This window comes from Synechococcus sp. BDU 130192 (assembly GCF_963876085.1).
Lineage (GTDB): Bacteria > Cyanobacteriota > Cyanobacteriia > Cyanobacteriales > MRBY01 > MRBY01.
In genome coordinates this window covers 28687-43990 of sequence record NZ_CAWNNO010000012.1, presented here as the reverse complement: position 1 = coordinate 43990, position 15304 = coordinate 28687, and the positions used below count along the sequence as shown (strand labels likewise).

Genomic DNA, 15304 nt, shown 5'->3' with positions numbered 1-15304 from the left:
CCCTCAAAGCAATTCTCAGGAAGTCGCAAAGCGTTTAGGCATCACTACAGCCACACTTTATTCCTATGTGAATGGTGATGGTTCTGTGAAGGCTTTAGGGCAACGTTTGCTTGACCAAGGCTCATCTAAGAGAGCCCCCTAGAACCCCTATTCTTTCGTTAAAATGTCCGAAAAAGGTTGCTCCTCAAAACAGCTTCTATACAAGACTTTCAGACGATATTTTTTCTATAACCGTAGGTTTTTGTCGAGATGCGCCCTCTAGTCCAAGTTAGCAAAAACAACCGTAAAGAACAGGATGATGGCAATTAAACCATTAAACAAAACTGAGTTGTCCGGCACAGGGCCAAAGAGATTTGGGTTGAAAGTCAGCAAAATCGTGATGATCGTGCCCACCCACACCACAAACATGACGGGGTTTTTGATCATCACCCGTGGATCAAGTTTGTAAAACGCTTCTTTAAATGCCCGCTGGTAAAGACCTGACATATCGACTTTTGGGGTGTGTCGTCGCCCCTCGCGGGGTCCACCGGGTTGATGGCGGGGTTGTATGGAACTGGTCATGGCTAGTAATGGGTTAAGAAACTAAAGATTAACGGTGTTCAGCGAAGCAATTACTCATCAAGGGTTAGAGCCCAGCCGTAACTTCAGCGGCGGCTTTGGCGATCGCAAACCCTTCCGCAATCGGTCCCAATGCCAGCACCGGCAAGAAAGTTAATGCTCCAAGAATGAGGATGGTGCCTGCGGTCACGCCCGTGAATAAAAAGCTGTCAGTGTAAAGAGTGCCGGCTGTTTCTGGGACTGATTGTTTCTGGGCCATGCTGTCGGCCAGATAAATCAGGGCAATGATGGGCACATAACGACCAACGATTAACGAAAAGCTCGTGCTCAGATTCCACCAGAGAGTGTTATCTCCCAAGCCTTCAAAGCCGGAACCATTATTCGCAGCAGCAGAAGCATACTCATAAATCACTTGGGAAACGCCATGAAAGCCAGGGTTACTGATGCCTGCCAAAGCTTCAGGAAGAGCCAGGGTAACCGCGCCGGGAATCAAAATGGTGATCGGGTGAGCCAGTAAGATGATGCTAGAAAGGACAATTTCCCGTTTCTCGATTTTGCGGCTGAGAAATTCTGGGGTGCGTCCAACCATTAACCCGGTCAGGAAAACAGTCAAAATCAAGAACACGAATAGGTAGGCGGTGCCTGTACCCTGTCCCCCCCAAATAATTTGCAGAAACATATCCGAGAGGGTGGCAAACCCACCAGGGGGCATCAAAGAGTCATGCATCCCGTTGACCGCCCCACACATAGTTCCGGTCGTAGACACTGCCCAGAGTGCAGTAAGTGCCCAGCCAAAGCGTACTTCTTTACCTTCTAAGTTGGGAACTTGTTCACCCAGAATGTTGTTCACCAGCGGATTACCGACATACTCACCGTAAACAGTGATGCCCACCATAAGAACATAAAAGATAAAGACCATGCCAAAAATCAGCCAGCCCTGACGGGGTTTACGCGCCATAATGCCGTAGGTCAAAATCAGTCCTGCTGGAATGATCAGCATGATAATGTTAGTAAATAGATTTACGAAGTTATTGGGATTTTCGTAGGGGTGGGCCGAGTTGATCCCAAAAAAGCCGCCGCCATTTTCACCTAATTCTTTAATGATTTCAAAGTGGGCGACGGGGCCCCGGGCAATGTATTGAGTTGCACCTTCTAAGGTTTGGGCAACGGCTGGCCCGGCGAATGTCTCCGGTACACCAGCAATTACTAGGACGATCGCTCCCACAATCGAAATCGGCAGTAAAATCCGTGTGATTGATAAAGTCAAATCAACATAAAAATTACCGAGGGCATTTCCCGTCAAACCCCGAATAAAGGCGATCGCCACTGCAATCCCCGTTGCTGCTGAGGTAAACATTAAAAAACCCAGTGCCCCTACCTGGGAAAAGTAGCTGTAGGTGGTTTCACCGGAGTAATGTTGCTGATTTGTATTGGTGACAAACGAAATAGCGGTGTGCAGGGCCAAATGCCAACTGGGGGCTGTCAAATTAGTCGGATTTAGTGGCAATGCTCCTTGCAATAGGAGGATGAAGAAAACCAGAATCCCCATCACCAAGTTGCTTACCAGTACCGCACTGATATATTTTCTACCCGTCATCGAAGACTGATTAGCAAAGCCTCCAATGGTAAATAGCAATCGCTCTAACGGGATAGCAATAGGGTCGAGCAGGGTTTTCTGTCCCATAAAAACCCGTGCCATATACCTGCCTAAAAAAGGCGCAACTGACAGTAAAATTGCCAAGGCGATCGCGAGTTGAAAAAATCCCTGTGTCATGGGAAGAAACTCCTAACTAATAAGGGAAATAAAACGTTTGAATTTTGGAGTGTTTAAATCCCGTATTCATCAGTCTTAAGAATGGTTGATAACAACAACACTATTTCGCTTTTTTAATGGCTTTGACAAGGTATAGAGTCGAGTTTATGTGGGATTTATATCGCCAGGATTAAGCAGAAAAATTGGATTTGTTTAGAAGCGTTTAGACAAAGCCTATAAGTATTTATATCAAATGATATAAATTCAGCCTGTTTATCCAGTTCAACTCTTAAAATAAATAGATTGATAAATAATTTAAGTTGCCCAGTATCTTTTAATTCTTAAAGTAAGCCCAATTTCTCCTATGACCCGGTCTAAATCTGCCTCCTATTTTGATCAGTTAATTCAGGCCCGTCATCGCATTCATTGGCTGATTGGGGTCATCTTTATTTTGGTTATCCTGCTGGAGTACAGCACACCCCCGCCCTACATTTTTGGATATTTGTACGTCGGGGCAGTGCTTATCGCCAGCACCCGGCTCAGCCGTCGAGACACCATTTGGGTAACTGCTGTGGCGATCGCCTTTACGCTGTTAAATTTATTGATTCCGGGAATCGGCATGGTGACGCCTGCAACTGTCGCAAATCGTATGATTACGGTACTCGCGTTAGGGATTACGGGTTATTTAGGTGATCGCCTGCAAACCTATGAACAGGCCATTACGCGGCAACGATTACAGATCCAAGCCCAGGAGCAACTCGCCCGCATGCGGGAGGATTTTGTTTCGACCCTTACCCATGATCTGAAAACACCACTATTGGGGGCTCTGGAGACATTAAAGGCGTTGCGTAGCGAAAACTTTGGCCCGGTTTCCCTGGCTCAACACCACGTCTTTGACGTTATGACCCACAGCCATCAAAAGACGTTGCAACTGGTGGAAACGTTGATGGATGTTTACCGCAACGATGCTGAAGGATTACGGCTACATTGCCAACAAGTTGATTTACTCACTCTGGTTGAAGAAGCCGTGACGGATGTTGTTCCCCTCGCCACCTCGCGCCAAATTCATCTACGGGTGAGGGATGAAAATTCTGATTTTCGGCGGTCTTACTGCGTCAATGGGGATGCCTTACAGCTCTCACGGGTATTAGTCAATTTACTGTCAAATGCTGTCAACCATTCCCGACGCGGCAGTTCAGTACAGGTGGTCATGGGATCTACCAATGGTCACTGCCAAGTACAAATCATAGATGAGGGACAGGGTATTCTCGCTAATGAGTTGCCACATTTGTTTGATCGCTTCTACCAGGGTCAAGGCGATCGCCAAGCCAAAGGTACAGGATTAGGACTTTATCTTAGTCGCCAAATTATAGAAGCTCATGGCGGTACAATTTGGGCAGAATCTGATACTCAAGGCGCAATCTTTGCTTTTCGTTTACCTGCTTACATCAACCAGTTACCTATTTCTGTCACCAGCAAAACGACAGTATGACCTCACCTCTTAAAGTCTTATTAATTGAAGACGATGAGCTATTCCGGCTAGGACTAGCCACACGCCTCCAGCAAGAAGCACTGTTAGAAATCACCGCAGAAGCTGAAGATGGTGAAACAGCCCTTGATTTAATAACTAAGCAAGAATTTGACATTATCATTTTAGACGTAGGGTTACCAGGCATCGGTGGCGTTGAAACCTGTCGTCAAATCAAGCAGCAGCAGCCTCAATTACCCATCCTCGTGTTGACCTCCCATTCTCAACCCACCTTGATTAATCGCCTTATCGAAGCCCAAGCCCAAGGCTATTGCCTCAAAGGGGTGGACGCCGAGTCATTAATTTTGGCCATTCAGTCCGTCGCAGCAGGAGCTTCTTGGTGGGATGCCCAGGCTACTCAACAAATTCACGCCCAGTTTCAGCAGCCCATGGCTGAAATGCCTCGATCCGTCCCGGCGCAAGATAATCCCCTAACCCAGCGAGAAGGGGAGATTTTAGCGCTGATTGTCAACGGTAAAAGTAATTCTGAAATTGCTGAAACCCTTTACATTGCCGCAGGTACCGTGCGCGTTCATGTCCATGCTATTTTGCAAAAGCTAGAGGCCCGCGATCGCACCCAGGCAGTTGTCATCGCACTGCGACATGGCTTAATTAAGACTGATAATCTGTCTAAAAATCCAGCGATCGATAGCTAAAACTTAATTTTTTTCTTTTCTGTTCCTTAAAATCACATTCCGTTGGAGCCTCTGGAAGTTTGAGGGCATTTAGCGGGTTATCGCACCAGACGAGGATATAACCTACCGCAGAGGGTAACCAAAACGGTTGCACCACCAAGGAGCACCGCAAAATCTGTGAGTAAGCCATAGCTCTCTACAGAGCCAACTAACATTAGGTTGCGCAGGGCATCAACAAGATAGGTGAGTGGGTTCAGTCGCGAGAGGAGTTGTAGCCATGGCGGCATGATGGAAATCGGATAAATGGCATTACTGGCAAAGAACAGAGGCATCATCATCAACTGGCCAACCCCCATAACCCGCTCGTGGGTTTGTGCCCAACAAGCCACCGATAGGGACAGAGCCGAAAAAAGAATGGCCCCCAGCATCACGGCGATCGCCACCCCTAATATGGCTAGCGGGTGCCAATCCAGATTGACCCCCAAGAAAATGGCTACCAAATAGACAATGACAAGCTGTGATAGGCATCGTACCCCGGCACCAATGGCCTTTCCCAGCACCAGAGCTGAGCGGGGAGCCGGACTCACCATTAGCTTGTGCAAGATACCTAAATCTTTCTCCCAGATAACAAGCAACCCAGTAAAAATTGACATAAACAAGACACTCTGGGCCAAGATCCCTGGTGTCATAAAGTCAATATATGTAAGATTGCCCGTGGGAATGCCTCGCACCTGAGTAAACACCTGCCCAAAAATGGTCAGCCATAACACTGGCTGCACCGCTCGGGTAAAGAGTTGCACTGGGTCATGCCGTAGCTTGCGGATTTCTAATTCGGCGGTAACGAGGGTTTTGTGAAGAAATTCGGTCGTGGCAAACTGAAGGTGAGTGGGTTTAGCCCAGCCGTTTTGCAGTCCGTCGTGTGGTTGAAGTGTCATGATAACCTCCGTCTTCTTGGGTGGTGAAATAGTCACCGGTGTAGTGGATAAATACGTCGTCTAGCGTGGCATCTGTCTGGGGAATGCCTGTTTTTAGGGTGCTGGGTGTGCCGATCGCCACCTGTTGTCCCTGGTAGAGAATGGCAAGGCGATCGCACAACACATCCGCTTCATCCATAAAGTGAGTCGTCAGAAATATGGTGGTATTGTGATCCTGCCGCAGTTGCAAAATCAGATCCCACATCGCTTTACGAGCAACTGGATCTAGCCCGACTGTGGGTTCATCTAAAAACAGCACTGGCGGTCGATGTAAGGTTGCCTGGGCAATTTCGAGACGACGAATCATGCCACCCGAATAGGTATTGACCAAGCGGTGGGCCACGGTGTCTAGGCCCACATAGTGGAGCGCTGTTCGGATTCGTTCTAGGCGCTGGCGACGACGAACCCCATAGAGTTTGGCCAAAATCAGCATATTTTCATAGCCCGTTAGGGTGCTATCCACCGAAAGCGCCTGGGGCACATAGCCGATCCGTCGTTGGACTTCCATCGGCTGACGCTGAACATTGTATCCGGCGACCATCGCCTGTCCTGAACTAGAGGGCAGTAGCGTTGTCAGCATTTTAATCAGGGTGCTTTTGCCAGCCCCATTAGGCCCAAGGAGACCAAAGACTTCCCCTGGCTCAACGGACAAACTAAAAGTATCCACAGCAGCTCTGAGGCCGAAGCGTTTAGTTAAATTGTGGGTGGTGATGACGGACATGGAAGGAATGAGTAAATTAATAGGTGTAGGGTCTGGGAATTGGGAAGCTTGTGGTGTGAGATTTCTCTTCAGTCAATACCAGGTAGAAAAAGCGAGTCTTGTCGCTGTCTATTGAACAGCTACTTTTCAGCAAAAATTCCCTCTAAGATGGTGAAGCCTTGCATCATTTGAGCCGTTTGCTCTGCTGATAACCCTTCTAGGCGCTGGGTGACACTGGCTAGGGTAGCCCCATATACGCGATCCAATTCAGCGGTGCCGTGGTCGGTCAGGCTCAGAGCAATGCGCCGCCGTTCGTGTGGATCTTGTTGGCGTTGGACTAAATTACGCTGGACTAACCGCTCAACCATGACCGACATCGTCGGACGGGTCACATCTAGATAGTCAGCAACCTCTGATAGGGAGGCTTGGGGTTGCCGATTGAGAAAATACAGCACTCGGAGTTGAGATAGGGAAAAATGAGGCTGCCCATGGGTGCGGAGTTCGGCTCGTAAAAAGCGGGTGACCACCGGAATAACGGTCATGAGACTAGCGGCACAAAGAGATGAAGAAGAGCCTTGAGTATTCATTGTGAGGATAGATTGCCACCCAAACAGTTAGGTTAACTAACAATTAGTTTAGCGCAATTATTTACGAATCGCCCTCTACGGTTACAAATCGCGCATGGCGCACGATATTTCAAGAACTAGGGTGAAAATGAAAAATCCTTGGGCTGTTGGATACCCAAGGAAGTCTGTCAGTGTTTTTGTTCTATATTTTGTGCGCCAAAGAAAATCAGGCCAAGGCCGATTAGGATCGAGATGGCCCCTCTGATGGGGTATTTGATGATGGTTTGGATTAAGGCGATCGCCTAAGTGAATGCCTTAGTTAAATCTCAATTTCCTCAGTGTCAGACTGCGGTTGTTTTTTGTGAGTCCACTGTACATAAAGCAAGAGAATCGTTAATAATAAGTAGCCTGCTGCCCAAGTCGCGCCTGCTCCCCAGCCAATGCGTAAAATCGTGTCGCCAGGTGTCCATTGGTAAGCATGGATTAGCCCTAACCAAGACAACACTGCCGCTCCCAACGTCCACAGCGCCGCTTTGCCAAATTCCTGTTCGATAATATGCACAGTCATCGCCGCGAGGATCATGGCCGATAAGATCAAACCTTGTTCCAGTGCAAAAGCGCCAGTAATAAAAGTATCGCTAGCCTCAAAGCCTGATATTAGCGCCTCGCTGAAAGGAGCATCCGGATTACCCAGACCTGCTACTCGTAGGGTATTTTTGGCAATGAGTGCTCCCCAAGCGGCAATCCCTGGCAAAAGACCCATTACCACCGCCGGGGCGTGATGTAAGGGAGTCGCCGTAAAGCTCTGGGTAACAATAACAATACCAATCCACAGGACAATTGCCATGCTGCTATCGACTGGAATGAAATAATTCAATAAACTGATGGTTCCGGTGAGACACAAAATTCCCATAACTAAACCATTTAGCCAAGAATAGCCAATGCGTGCTCCCATATCTTTCCAGCCAGGATGACCAATATAAATTGTGGTCGGAAAGCAGGAGCCAAAAAGCGCGGCCACCAGGGTGCCAATCCCATCAACTGCAAGGGCTGGGGTCGCTGGAAACTTATCTCCCGCTGCCTCTGCACTCTCAAGGTTTTGCAGACTACCAATCAAGCTAAAAAGTCCCATGGGTAAAATGATGCTGAAATAAGAAATTAGCTCAGTGCGAGCTTCCCAGAGATTACCGAGCCACAATTGAGGTAGATAAAATTGAATGGGGGTAATCACTGTAGAAAATTGACCGCCATCCCAACTCAGGAGGCCAGTTGCCCAAGCTAGGGCAGTGCCAAAGATGATCGCCAGTAATCCCCCTGGCAATGGAAAATTTACTTTGCCGTAGTAGGTAAGCAAGATGATACCCAACGGCAAAAAAGCAACCACAGGATGGGCATAAGTGCGTAGCATAAACCCAAGAGAAATAAAGGTGAGGGCAATGCCTGCCAAGGTCGAAAGGAGGGCTGCTCGGGGAGCAAAGCGCCTTAAATAGTCGGCAATCCAAGCGCCCCCTAGTTCAATAATGCCGGACCCAAGACAGGCAATAATACCTGCTTGCCAAGCTAATTCTGCTGCTTGTTCGGAACTAGCGCCATTGGCGATCGCCTGGAGACGGACAGGCAACATCACGAGAAAAATATAAGCAAATAAACTGATGGTATTGATGCCATAGGGAAGGGCAGTAATATCGTCCCGCTGTTCTGCACAACCCTGCTTATAGGCGAGCCAACTGTAATAAGCATTTCCGACGATTAAGCTAAGGGCACTACCTGGCAAAATGCGGCCATAAAGCAGTTCGGCCGGAAATTGCAGCACCCCTTGAGTCAGGCTAACAATAACTAGGATTTGGACAAAATTATTCAGTGCGAGGCCAAAAAAACCATCGAGATCACGACGGACAAACCAATGGGGTTTGATAGTTCCCCCAGGAACGGTAATCATAATCATAGAGTAATCTTTGAAAAGTTGGACACTCTCCACTGTAAAACCATTTCTGAGAAATACAGTCTATTTTGTTGATCGTCATGCTTCGGGAAAAATTTAGCTTTTGAAGGCGATCGCACAAGTTTAAATTGCTTCCATCGAGACTGAACAAACTTTTGTTTGGAGTCAACAGAATAGACTTTTGGCAATATTCCTGAATTAGCTATAAGTCATACAAACCCCAAATTGCACCCTAATCACCATAAAAATGCTGTGGGATTAAAAAATTAAAAGTAAAACTTTATTTAAGATAATACTAAAGGGGGGAGTGATAATGAATTATGGTAATGGATAAAATTCCACAATAATCTAATGTGATTGACTACACATTTGGAGAAAACTAAATTATTTCTCACAAACCAAAATATACTTTGCCATCCAGTAAAATTGTAACCTATTGTGTTCTCGTCATACTTTTGCTTGACCTTACTAAATATAGAAGCAAGACATCCTGTCTCTTTATCTTTACCTCATAAGCAGTCGCTGAGAAAACCTAAGTATTTTCCTGGGATTTCCACGTATTTTCTCCAAGATTTAAGGCAGGCTTTACTGTTTCTTTAGGAAACTAGGAGATTATTTTGTTGGATAAGTTTTTAAAGTGTATGACAACTAAACCTAACTCAGCTCAAAATCTGTAGCTTTCTTTAAGGCAAAATTTCAATTTAGGTGTCAATTTGAACAATGTTGATGGTACGAAAGATAGCGTCACTATTTCGAACCGCTTCTATTAGAGGCATTTTTTGAGAGCTCGATGTTATTAGTTTCATCAGCATAGATCATATTGACCCCAAATATAATCGTCGAATTTAGGATACCTAAAACTACCTCCTAACTTCGATGAACATTTTGATAGATGAGTGATTAGAAGAATCGGCATGCAACTTTGAAGTCCTTGTATTGTGAGGCGATTTCCTCAGACTTGCAAATTAACAAATGCAATGATGCATGAGGATTTTTCATTAATCATGGCTTTTCTCAAATTAACAAAACGTTTCCGATTTACCCAATTTAACTTAATTCAAATTCAAAGGGAGAATTTTACGTGACGGCTACAATTTTGTCCGCAGGTGATATTGCTATCATCGGTTTTAATTTTGATAACCCTGACGAATTTGCTTTTGTGCCTTTAATTGATCTGGGAGCTGGCACAGAGATTAACTTTACTGATAACGGCTGGCAAGCGGCTGGTACATTCAGATCCAATGAAGGTACGTTTACCTGGACTGCACTCACAGATGTTGATGCTGGGACAATTATTAATCCTGTTGTTAGTGGTATTTCATTCTCAGCTTCTGGTGACCAAATTATTGCTTACCAAGGAGATGCAAGCAGCCCTACGTTTATTTACGCTCTCAACAGCGAAGGTAATCCTGGTGTTTGGCAATCTGATTCTACTAACTCCAATACGTCTGCTCTACCTACAGGATTGGTCAATGGCGAAACTGCAGTTGCTTTAGACGAAATTGATAACGCCATTTACACAGGAATCACGACTGGAACCAAAGCAGAATTACTTGCAGCCATTAGCAATAAATCTAACTGGTCTGGAAATGACAGCACGAGACAAATACTGCCTGCAAATGCTTTTAGTGTAAGTAGTATTAGCGATGATGATCCTTCTCCCTTGACCCTGATCAGCACGATTCAAGGAAATGGTGACGTGAGTCCCCTGGAAGGCGAACTGGTCACCATTGAAGCGGTAGTGGTCGGCGATTTTCAAGATGGCGATGCGGGTACAAACGGTGATTTCAATGGCTTCTTTGTACAAGAAGAAGATGCTGACGCTGACGGGGATGCGGCTACTTCGGAAGGACTGTTTATCTTTGACGGCAATAGTCCGATTGTAGATGTGAACGTTGGTGATATTGTTCGCGTGACGGGTACAGTGAATGAGTTCTTCGGAGAAACTCAACTTTCAGGAGTGACAGTCGAAGTCATCAATGACAGTGACAATAGCAACCAGGTGACTCCAGCCACGTTGACATTTCCGGTCGCGGAGACAGTGACCAACAGTGACGGTGCCCTGATTGCGGATCTGGAAGCCTATGAAGGTATGTTGGTCACCATTCCTCAGGAATTGACCGTGTCCGACCTCTTTACACTGGGCCGTTTCGGCGATGTCGGCCTCTACGCCGATGGCCGATTGGAAACCTATACCCAGACTAATATGCCCAGCGTTGACGGTTTCCAAGCTTACCAAGACCTGGGTATACGCAACACGGTGATTTTGGATGATGGCAGTACTGCTCAAAATCCGGCAGTGATTCCGTTCGAGATTCCCTCTGAACCAGGAGATGCGGCAGGACAACTGGATGCGAATGACGATTTGAATGTGGGCGACACAGTGACTGGTCTCACTGGGGTAGTGCGGTTTAGTCGCGGTTCCGGAGGCTCTGGTGACGAAATCTATCGCATCAATCCCGTTGATACCGTGGAGTTTGTTAACACTAACCCTCGTCCGACCGAAGCTCCAGATGTTGGCGGTAGCCTTAAGGTCGCATCCTTTAATGTCTTGAACTTCTTTACCTCACTGGGCGATGAAAACTTGACGTCTGGACCCGACGGCCTCGATCCCCGGGGTGCTGATAACCAGGAAGAGTTTGATCGCCAGGTGGCCAAGTTAGTCTCAGCGCTAGCGGAGATTGAAGCAGATGTCTTTGGTCTAGTCGAACTCGAAAACGAGTTTGGCGATGTCAATGGTGACGGTGAGTTTGCGATTGGCTTTCTAGCTGATGCCCTGAATGCAGTGATTCCGGGGGCGAACTATCAGTATGTGGATCCCGGTACGGACTATGTAGGAACAGATGCGATCGCGGTGGGTTTCATTTACAACGCAAATACGGTCGGCATTGCTGAAGGTACGACAGTCGCAGTTCTTTCTGATAGTGATCTCGCAGGGCTCGGTGTTGACCCAGGTAACCCCATATTCGATGGCTCTGGCACTAGCCGGAATCCTATCGCTGTCACTTTTGAAGAGTTAGCGACCGGGGAAACCTTCACGGCAGTCAACAACCACTTTAAGTCCAAAGGCTCAGTAAGTCCCTTTGGGAATAATGCCGGGACGGGTGACGGCACTGGCAACAATAATGAGGCCCGTCTGCAAGCAGCGATCGCAGTAAATGCTTGGTTAGATACTGATCCCACCGGTTCCGGTGACAGCGACTTCCTGATTCTGGGTGACCTCAACGCCTATGGAATGGAAGATCCCATCCAATATTTGCTAGATGAAGGTTATGTGGATACGATTGAAAAATTCCTTCCTGACGGTGAAAGCATCTACTCCTTTGGTTTCCCACTAGATTTGGAAACGAGTCCCCAAGTTCAAGCGTTTGGTGCCTTGGATTATGCATTGGCGAATGAATCTCTTGCATCTCAGGTCGTGGATACCGCCGAATGGCACATCAACGCCGATGAAGCTTCTGCATTTGATTACAACACCAACTTCAAGCCTCAGGCGCAAATTGATGGGTTGTTTGGAGCAAATCCATTTCGCTCTTCTGACCACGATCCATTAATCATCGGCTTGGATCTGTCATCAGAGCCTGAAGTTTTCACCCTAGAGTTGCTCCATGCAGCTGATCAGGAAGCTGGCGCCGCTGCAGTTCAGGATATTCCCAACTTCTCCGCCGTCTTGAATGCGCTCCGTGCTCAAGACCTGGGTAATGACGGCATTGTCGATAACACCTTAACGTTGTCCTCCGGTGATGCATTCATTCCTGGCCTGTTCTTTGATGCTTCTGCAGCTGCTTTTGGTTCTGGGGGTATTGCTGATATCCAAATCCAAAATGAATTGGGTTTCCAGGCGATCGCCCTCGGTAACCATGAATTCGACTTCGGTACCGAAACCCTAGCTAGCTTAATTGACGGCTCTGCTCCGGGAAGCATCTTGGGTGAAGATTTCACTGGGGCTAACTTCCCCTATCTATCCGCTAACTTAGACTTCTCCACCGATGCAAATTTGGCTCCTTTAGCTGTTGTAGGTGGTCAGGCTCCTCAAGCCAACGTTGTTACTTCTTCCACAGTGATTGATGTCAATGGTGAGGATATTGGTGTCGTGGGTGCGACCACACCAACCCTGGACAGAATCTCGAACTCTGGTGATGTGGGCATTTTCCCATCTGATTTTGACTTAAATCCTACTCCAGCACAGTTGGATGCTTTGGCCGCAGAAATTCAGGCTGAGGTTGATGCTTTGTTGGCTGCAAATCCCGACATGAACAAGGTTGTACTGTTGTCTCATATGCAACAGCTCAACCTTGAGCGTGCTTTGGCAGAGCGGTTGGTTAACGTTGATATCATCGTTGGCGGCGGTTCCAATACTCGCCTGTTTGATGAGAACGATCGTCCTCGTGCAGGGGATAGTAATCAAGGTGACTATCCTGAGTTTATCGACAACGCAGGTGGAACCAAGACTGCACTGGTCAACACAGATGGCAGTTACAAATATGTAGGCCGCTTGGTGATTGACTTTGATGCTGACGGTAACATTATCCCTGAAAGCTACGACCCAACAGTATCTGGGGCTTATGCGACCGATGCTCAAGGTGTAGCCGACCTCAACGCTGAGAATCTGGTTGACCCTGAGATTCAAGAAATTGTGAACGCGATCGAAGCTCAAATTCTTGCCACTGAAAGCAATGTTTTCGGTATCTCTGATGTCTTCCTCAACGGCAATCGCTCTGGTCTTGACACGCCTGAAGAAACGGATGGGGTGCGGACACAGGAAACCAATCTGGGTAATTTGACTGCTGATGCAAACTTGGCGATCGCCAAAGAATTCGATTCCGAAGTAGTTGTATCCATCAAAAATGGTGGCGGTATCCGCGCTTCCATTGGGCAAGTTGTTGTCCCTGCTGGCGGTACTGAAGCCGTTCGTTTGCCTAACGAAGCAGTGTTTGACAGTGACGGTAACGTTGTTAAGCCTGAAGGTGGCATTAGCCAGAACGACATCCAAGCGGCTCTGGCCTTTAACAATGGCTTGACCTTGCTAACCCTGACAAAAGCTGAATTAGTGGCGGTGCTTGAGCATGGTGTAAGTCTCATTCCTGGTGTTGCTGGTCAATTCCCTCAAATCTCTGGCGTTAAGTTTTCCTATGACCCAGACCTGGCTGAAGGCGATCGCATCATTAGTGCTGGCATCTTTGATGAAAACGATGACCTTATCGCTGAACTGGTGCGCGATGGCGAAATTGTAGGCGATGCTAATCAGACCTTCCGTATTGTCACCCTCAACTTTTTAGCAAGTGGTGGTGATGGCTATCCATTTCCCACAGGTGACTCAGTCAACCGAGTTGATCTCACTGACCTTGATGGCGATGGTCAAGACGACAATCAGCTAACCGGGGATGCCACCTTCGCAGCAGATGGAACTGAGCAGGATGCTCTAGCTGAGTATTTACTAGATAACTTCAGTACTCCAGAAACAGCATTTGCTCAAGAGGATGTGGGCCGTACTCTGGATGAACGTATCCAAAACCTCAACTTCCGTGATGATGGTGTACTTGGTGAATCTACTAATGGCCAGGTTATCTTTAGAGCGATAAATTTAATTTCCTCTATTTTTCAAAGAGTTTTGGGGCCATTTGGCAACAATGTGAATCTGGGCAACATCCTCTTCAGTGATGAAGAAGGTTTTGAAGATAGCTTTGATATCTTCAACACAAATTTATGGCAGCGTATCCTGGGGAATCGGAACAACACCACTTCCTTAAATAACCTGGATAACCAGATGTGGGGCCGCAATAACTCGGATGATGTGATGAACGCCTTGGGCGGTGACGATTCCGAGTACGGCCAGAGTGATGATGACATCCTGCGCGGCGATCGCGGCAACGGCATCCTGAATGGTGGCATAGGTGATGACATTCTCACGGGTGGTAAGGGTCTAGGAACCTTTGTCCTCAACTCCGGGGCAGGCGTTAATATCATCACTGACTTTGAACTCGGCATTGACCGTATTGTCTTAGGCAACTTAAGCGTTAACGAGGTTCAGTTGGCTGACACATCTACTAACACTATGATGTCGGCCAGTCCCAGTGATCTACTAGGCATCTTTACCGATGTACAGCTCAGTGGTTTTGAAAGCGAAGTTTTTGCATAAGTTAACCCTGAATTAAAGTTCCAGGGATGAACAGTATCTGTCCTCCCTGGAATTTACTTATTAGTCAGGCACTGTTTACCCAAACGCAATAACGGAGTCAACGCATTTTTGATTCATTCTCGAACCTTCTTGAAAGTTTTGAAGCGTGATTGCTGACATAAATCCTGCCCAAGTCTTTTAAGTTTTGTACGAAATCTCTGGAGAGATTCTCTATCCTTAAATAGGCCTTATAAAAACTGATAAAACACCTAAAACTCTACTGTCTTTGGCCTTAATGGATAAAGTTACTTCATCTTTATTCACCCCCCTTACTTGTATCTAGAGGAGAAAATTCAAAGAAAAAATACACGCCCCACTATTCAGCATAAAAACTACATATTGCCACTTCAAAAGCTTCTGATTAAATAGACTGGGCTAACCCATAAATTTTCAATTTGGCATAAATCTTATTAGACTAAAAGTTTAGTGTTATTGGGAAAAAACTTTAAAAATAATAGACAAATTAAATT

Annotated in this window: 8 protein-coding genes and 1 pseudogene; 3 read left to right on the top strand and 6 right to left on the bottom strand. The window is 46.7% G+C overall.

The features are described from left to right. Positions 1 to 267 precede the first annotated feature (267 nt). Both AACT35_RS05750 and kdpA read right to left on the bottom strand, forming a co-directional pair. A pseudogene (locus AACT35_RS05750) lies at positions 268 to 561 on the bottom strand (potassium-transporting ATPase subunit KdpB); the annotation flags it as partial. 64 nt (positions 562 to 625) lie between these two features. After that, positions 626 to 2332 carry a potassium-transporting ATPase subunit KdpA gene (gene kdpA, locus AACT35_RS05745; protein ID WP_099239039.1) on the bottom strand — a complete coding sequence of 569 codons (1707 nt, stop codon included), beginning with the start codon at positions 2330 to 2332 and terminating at the stop codon, positions 626 to 628. Positions 2333 to 2675: 343 nt separating this feature from the next. On the opposite strand from kdpA, the gene AACT35_RS05740 reads away from it, so the two are divergent. Together AACT35_RS05740 and AACT35_RS05735 are read left to right on the top strand one after the other, a co-directional pair. Continuing rightward, a complete protein-coding gene (locus tag AACT35_RS05740; RefSeq protein WP_012305538.1) occupies positions 2676 to 3803 on the top strand; it encodes a sensor histidine kinase in 1128 nt (375 codons plus the stop codon). Continuing rightward, positions 3800 to 4495: a response regulator transcription factor gene (locus AACT35_RS05735; protein WP_099239037.1), complete on the top strand. Its 696-nt coding sequence runs from the start codon at positions 3800 to 3802 to the stop codon at positions 4493 to 4495. Before AACT35_RS05740 ends, AACT35_RS05735 begins: the two co-directional genes overlap by 4 nt. Before the next feature lie 77 nt (positions 4496 to 4572). Here AACT35_RS05735 and AACT35_RS05730 read toward each other — a convergent pair whose 3' ends face one another. The 4 genes from AACT35_RS05730 to AACT35_RS05715 all read right to left on the bottom strand — a co-directional run bounded on the left by AACT35_RS05730 (position 4573) and on the right by AACT35_RS05715 (position 8659). Beyond that, on the bottom strand, positions 4573 to 5409 hold the full coding sequence (locus AACT35_RS05730) for an ABC transporter permease (RefSeq protein WP_099239035.1): 837 nt from the start codon (positions 5407 to 5409) through the stop codon (positions 4573 to 4575). After that, positions 5366 to 6169 (bottom strand): ABC transporter ATP-binding protein, encoded by an 804-nt coding sequence (locus AACT35_RS05725; protein WP_099239033.1) that lies wholly within the window; start codon positions 6167 to 6169, stop codon positions 5366 to 5368. Before AACT35_RS05725 ends, AACT35_RS05730 begins: the two co-directional genes overlap by 44 nt. 119 nt (positions 6170 to 6288) lie before the next feature. After that, on the bottom strand, positions 6289 to 6735 hold the full coding sequence (locus AACT35_RS05720; RefSeq protein ID WP_099239031.1) for a MarR family winged helix-turn-helix transcriptional regulator: 447 nt from the start codon (positions 6733 to 6735) through the stop codon (positions 6289 to 6291). A 298-nt stretch (positions 6736 to 7033) separates the two neighbouring features. Then, complete coding sequence (locus tag AACT35_RS05715) at positions 7034 to 8659, bottom strand: NCS2 family permease (protein WP_445267905.1); 1626 nt, start codon at positions 8657 to 8659, stop codon at positions 7034 to 7036. A 1078-nt stretch (positions 8660 to 9737) separates the two neighbouring features. Between AACT35_RS05715 and AACT35_RS05710 the strand changes: the two genes are divergently transcribed. Then, positions 9738 to 14795 carry an ExeM/NucH family extracellular endonuclease gene (locus AACT35_RS05710; RefSeq protein ID WP_099239029.1) on the top strand — a complete coding sequence of 1686 codons (5058 nt, stop codon included), beginning with the start codon at positions 9738 to 9740 and terminating at the stop codon, positions 14793 to 14795. Positions 14796 to 15304 lie beyond the last annotated feature (509 nt).

Excerpts from the sequence above, each read along its gene's own strand:
- kdpA (WP_099239039.1), bottom strand. The coding sequence starts at position 2,332 with ATGACACAGGGATTTTTTCAACTCGCGATCGCCTTGGCAATTTTACTG.
- AACT35_RS05740 (WP_012305538.1), top strand. The coding sequence starts at position 2,676 with ATGACCCGGTCTAAATCTGCCTCCTATTTTGATCAGTTAATTCAGGCC.
- AACT35_RS05735 (WP_099239037.1), top strand. The coding sequence starts at position 3,800 with ATGACCTCACCTCTTAAAGTCTTATTAATTGAAGACGATGAGCTATTC.
- AACT35_RS05730 (WP_099239035.1), bottom strand. The coding sequence starts at position 5,409 with ATGACACTTCAACCACACGACGGACTGCAAAACGGCTGGGCTAAACCC.
- AACT35_RS05725 (WP_099239033.1), bottom strand. The coding sequence starts at position 6,169 with ATGTCCGTCATCACCACCCACAATTTAACTAAACGCTTCGGCCTCAGA.
- AACT35_RS05720 (WP_099239031.1), bottom strand. The coding sequence starts at position 6,735 with ATGAATACTCAAGGCTCTTCTTCATCTCTTTGTGCCGCTAGTCTCATG.
- AACT35_RS05715 (WP_445267905.1), bottom strand. The coding sequence starts at position 8,659 with ATGATTATGATTACCGTTCCTGGGGGAACTATCAAACCCCATTGGTTT.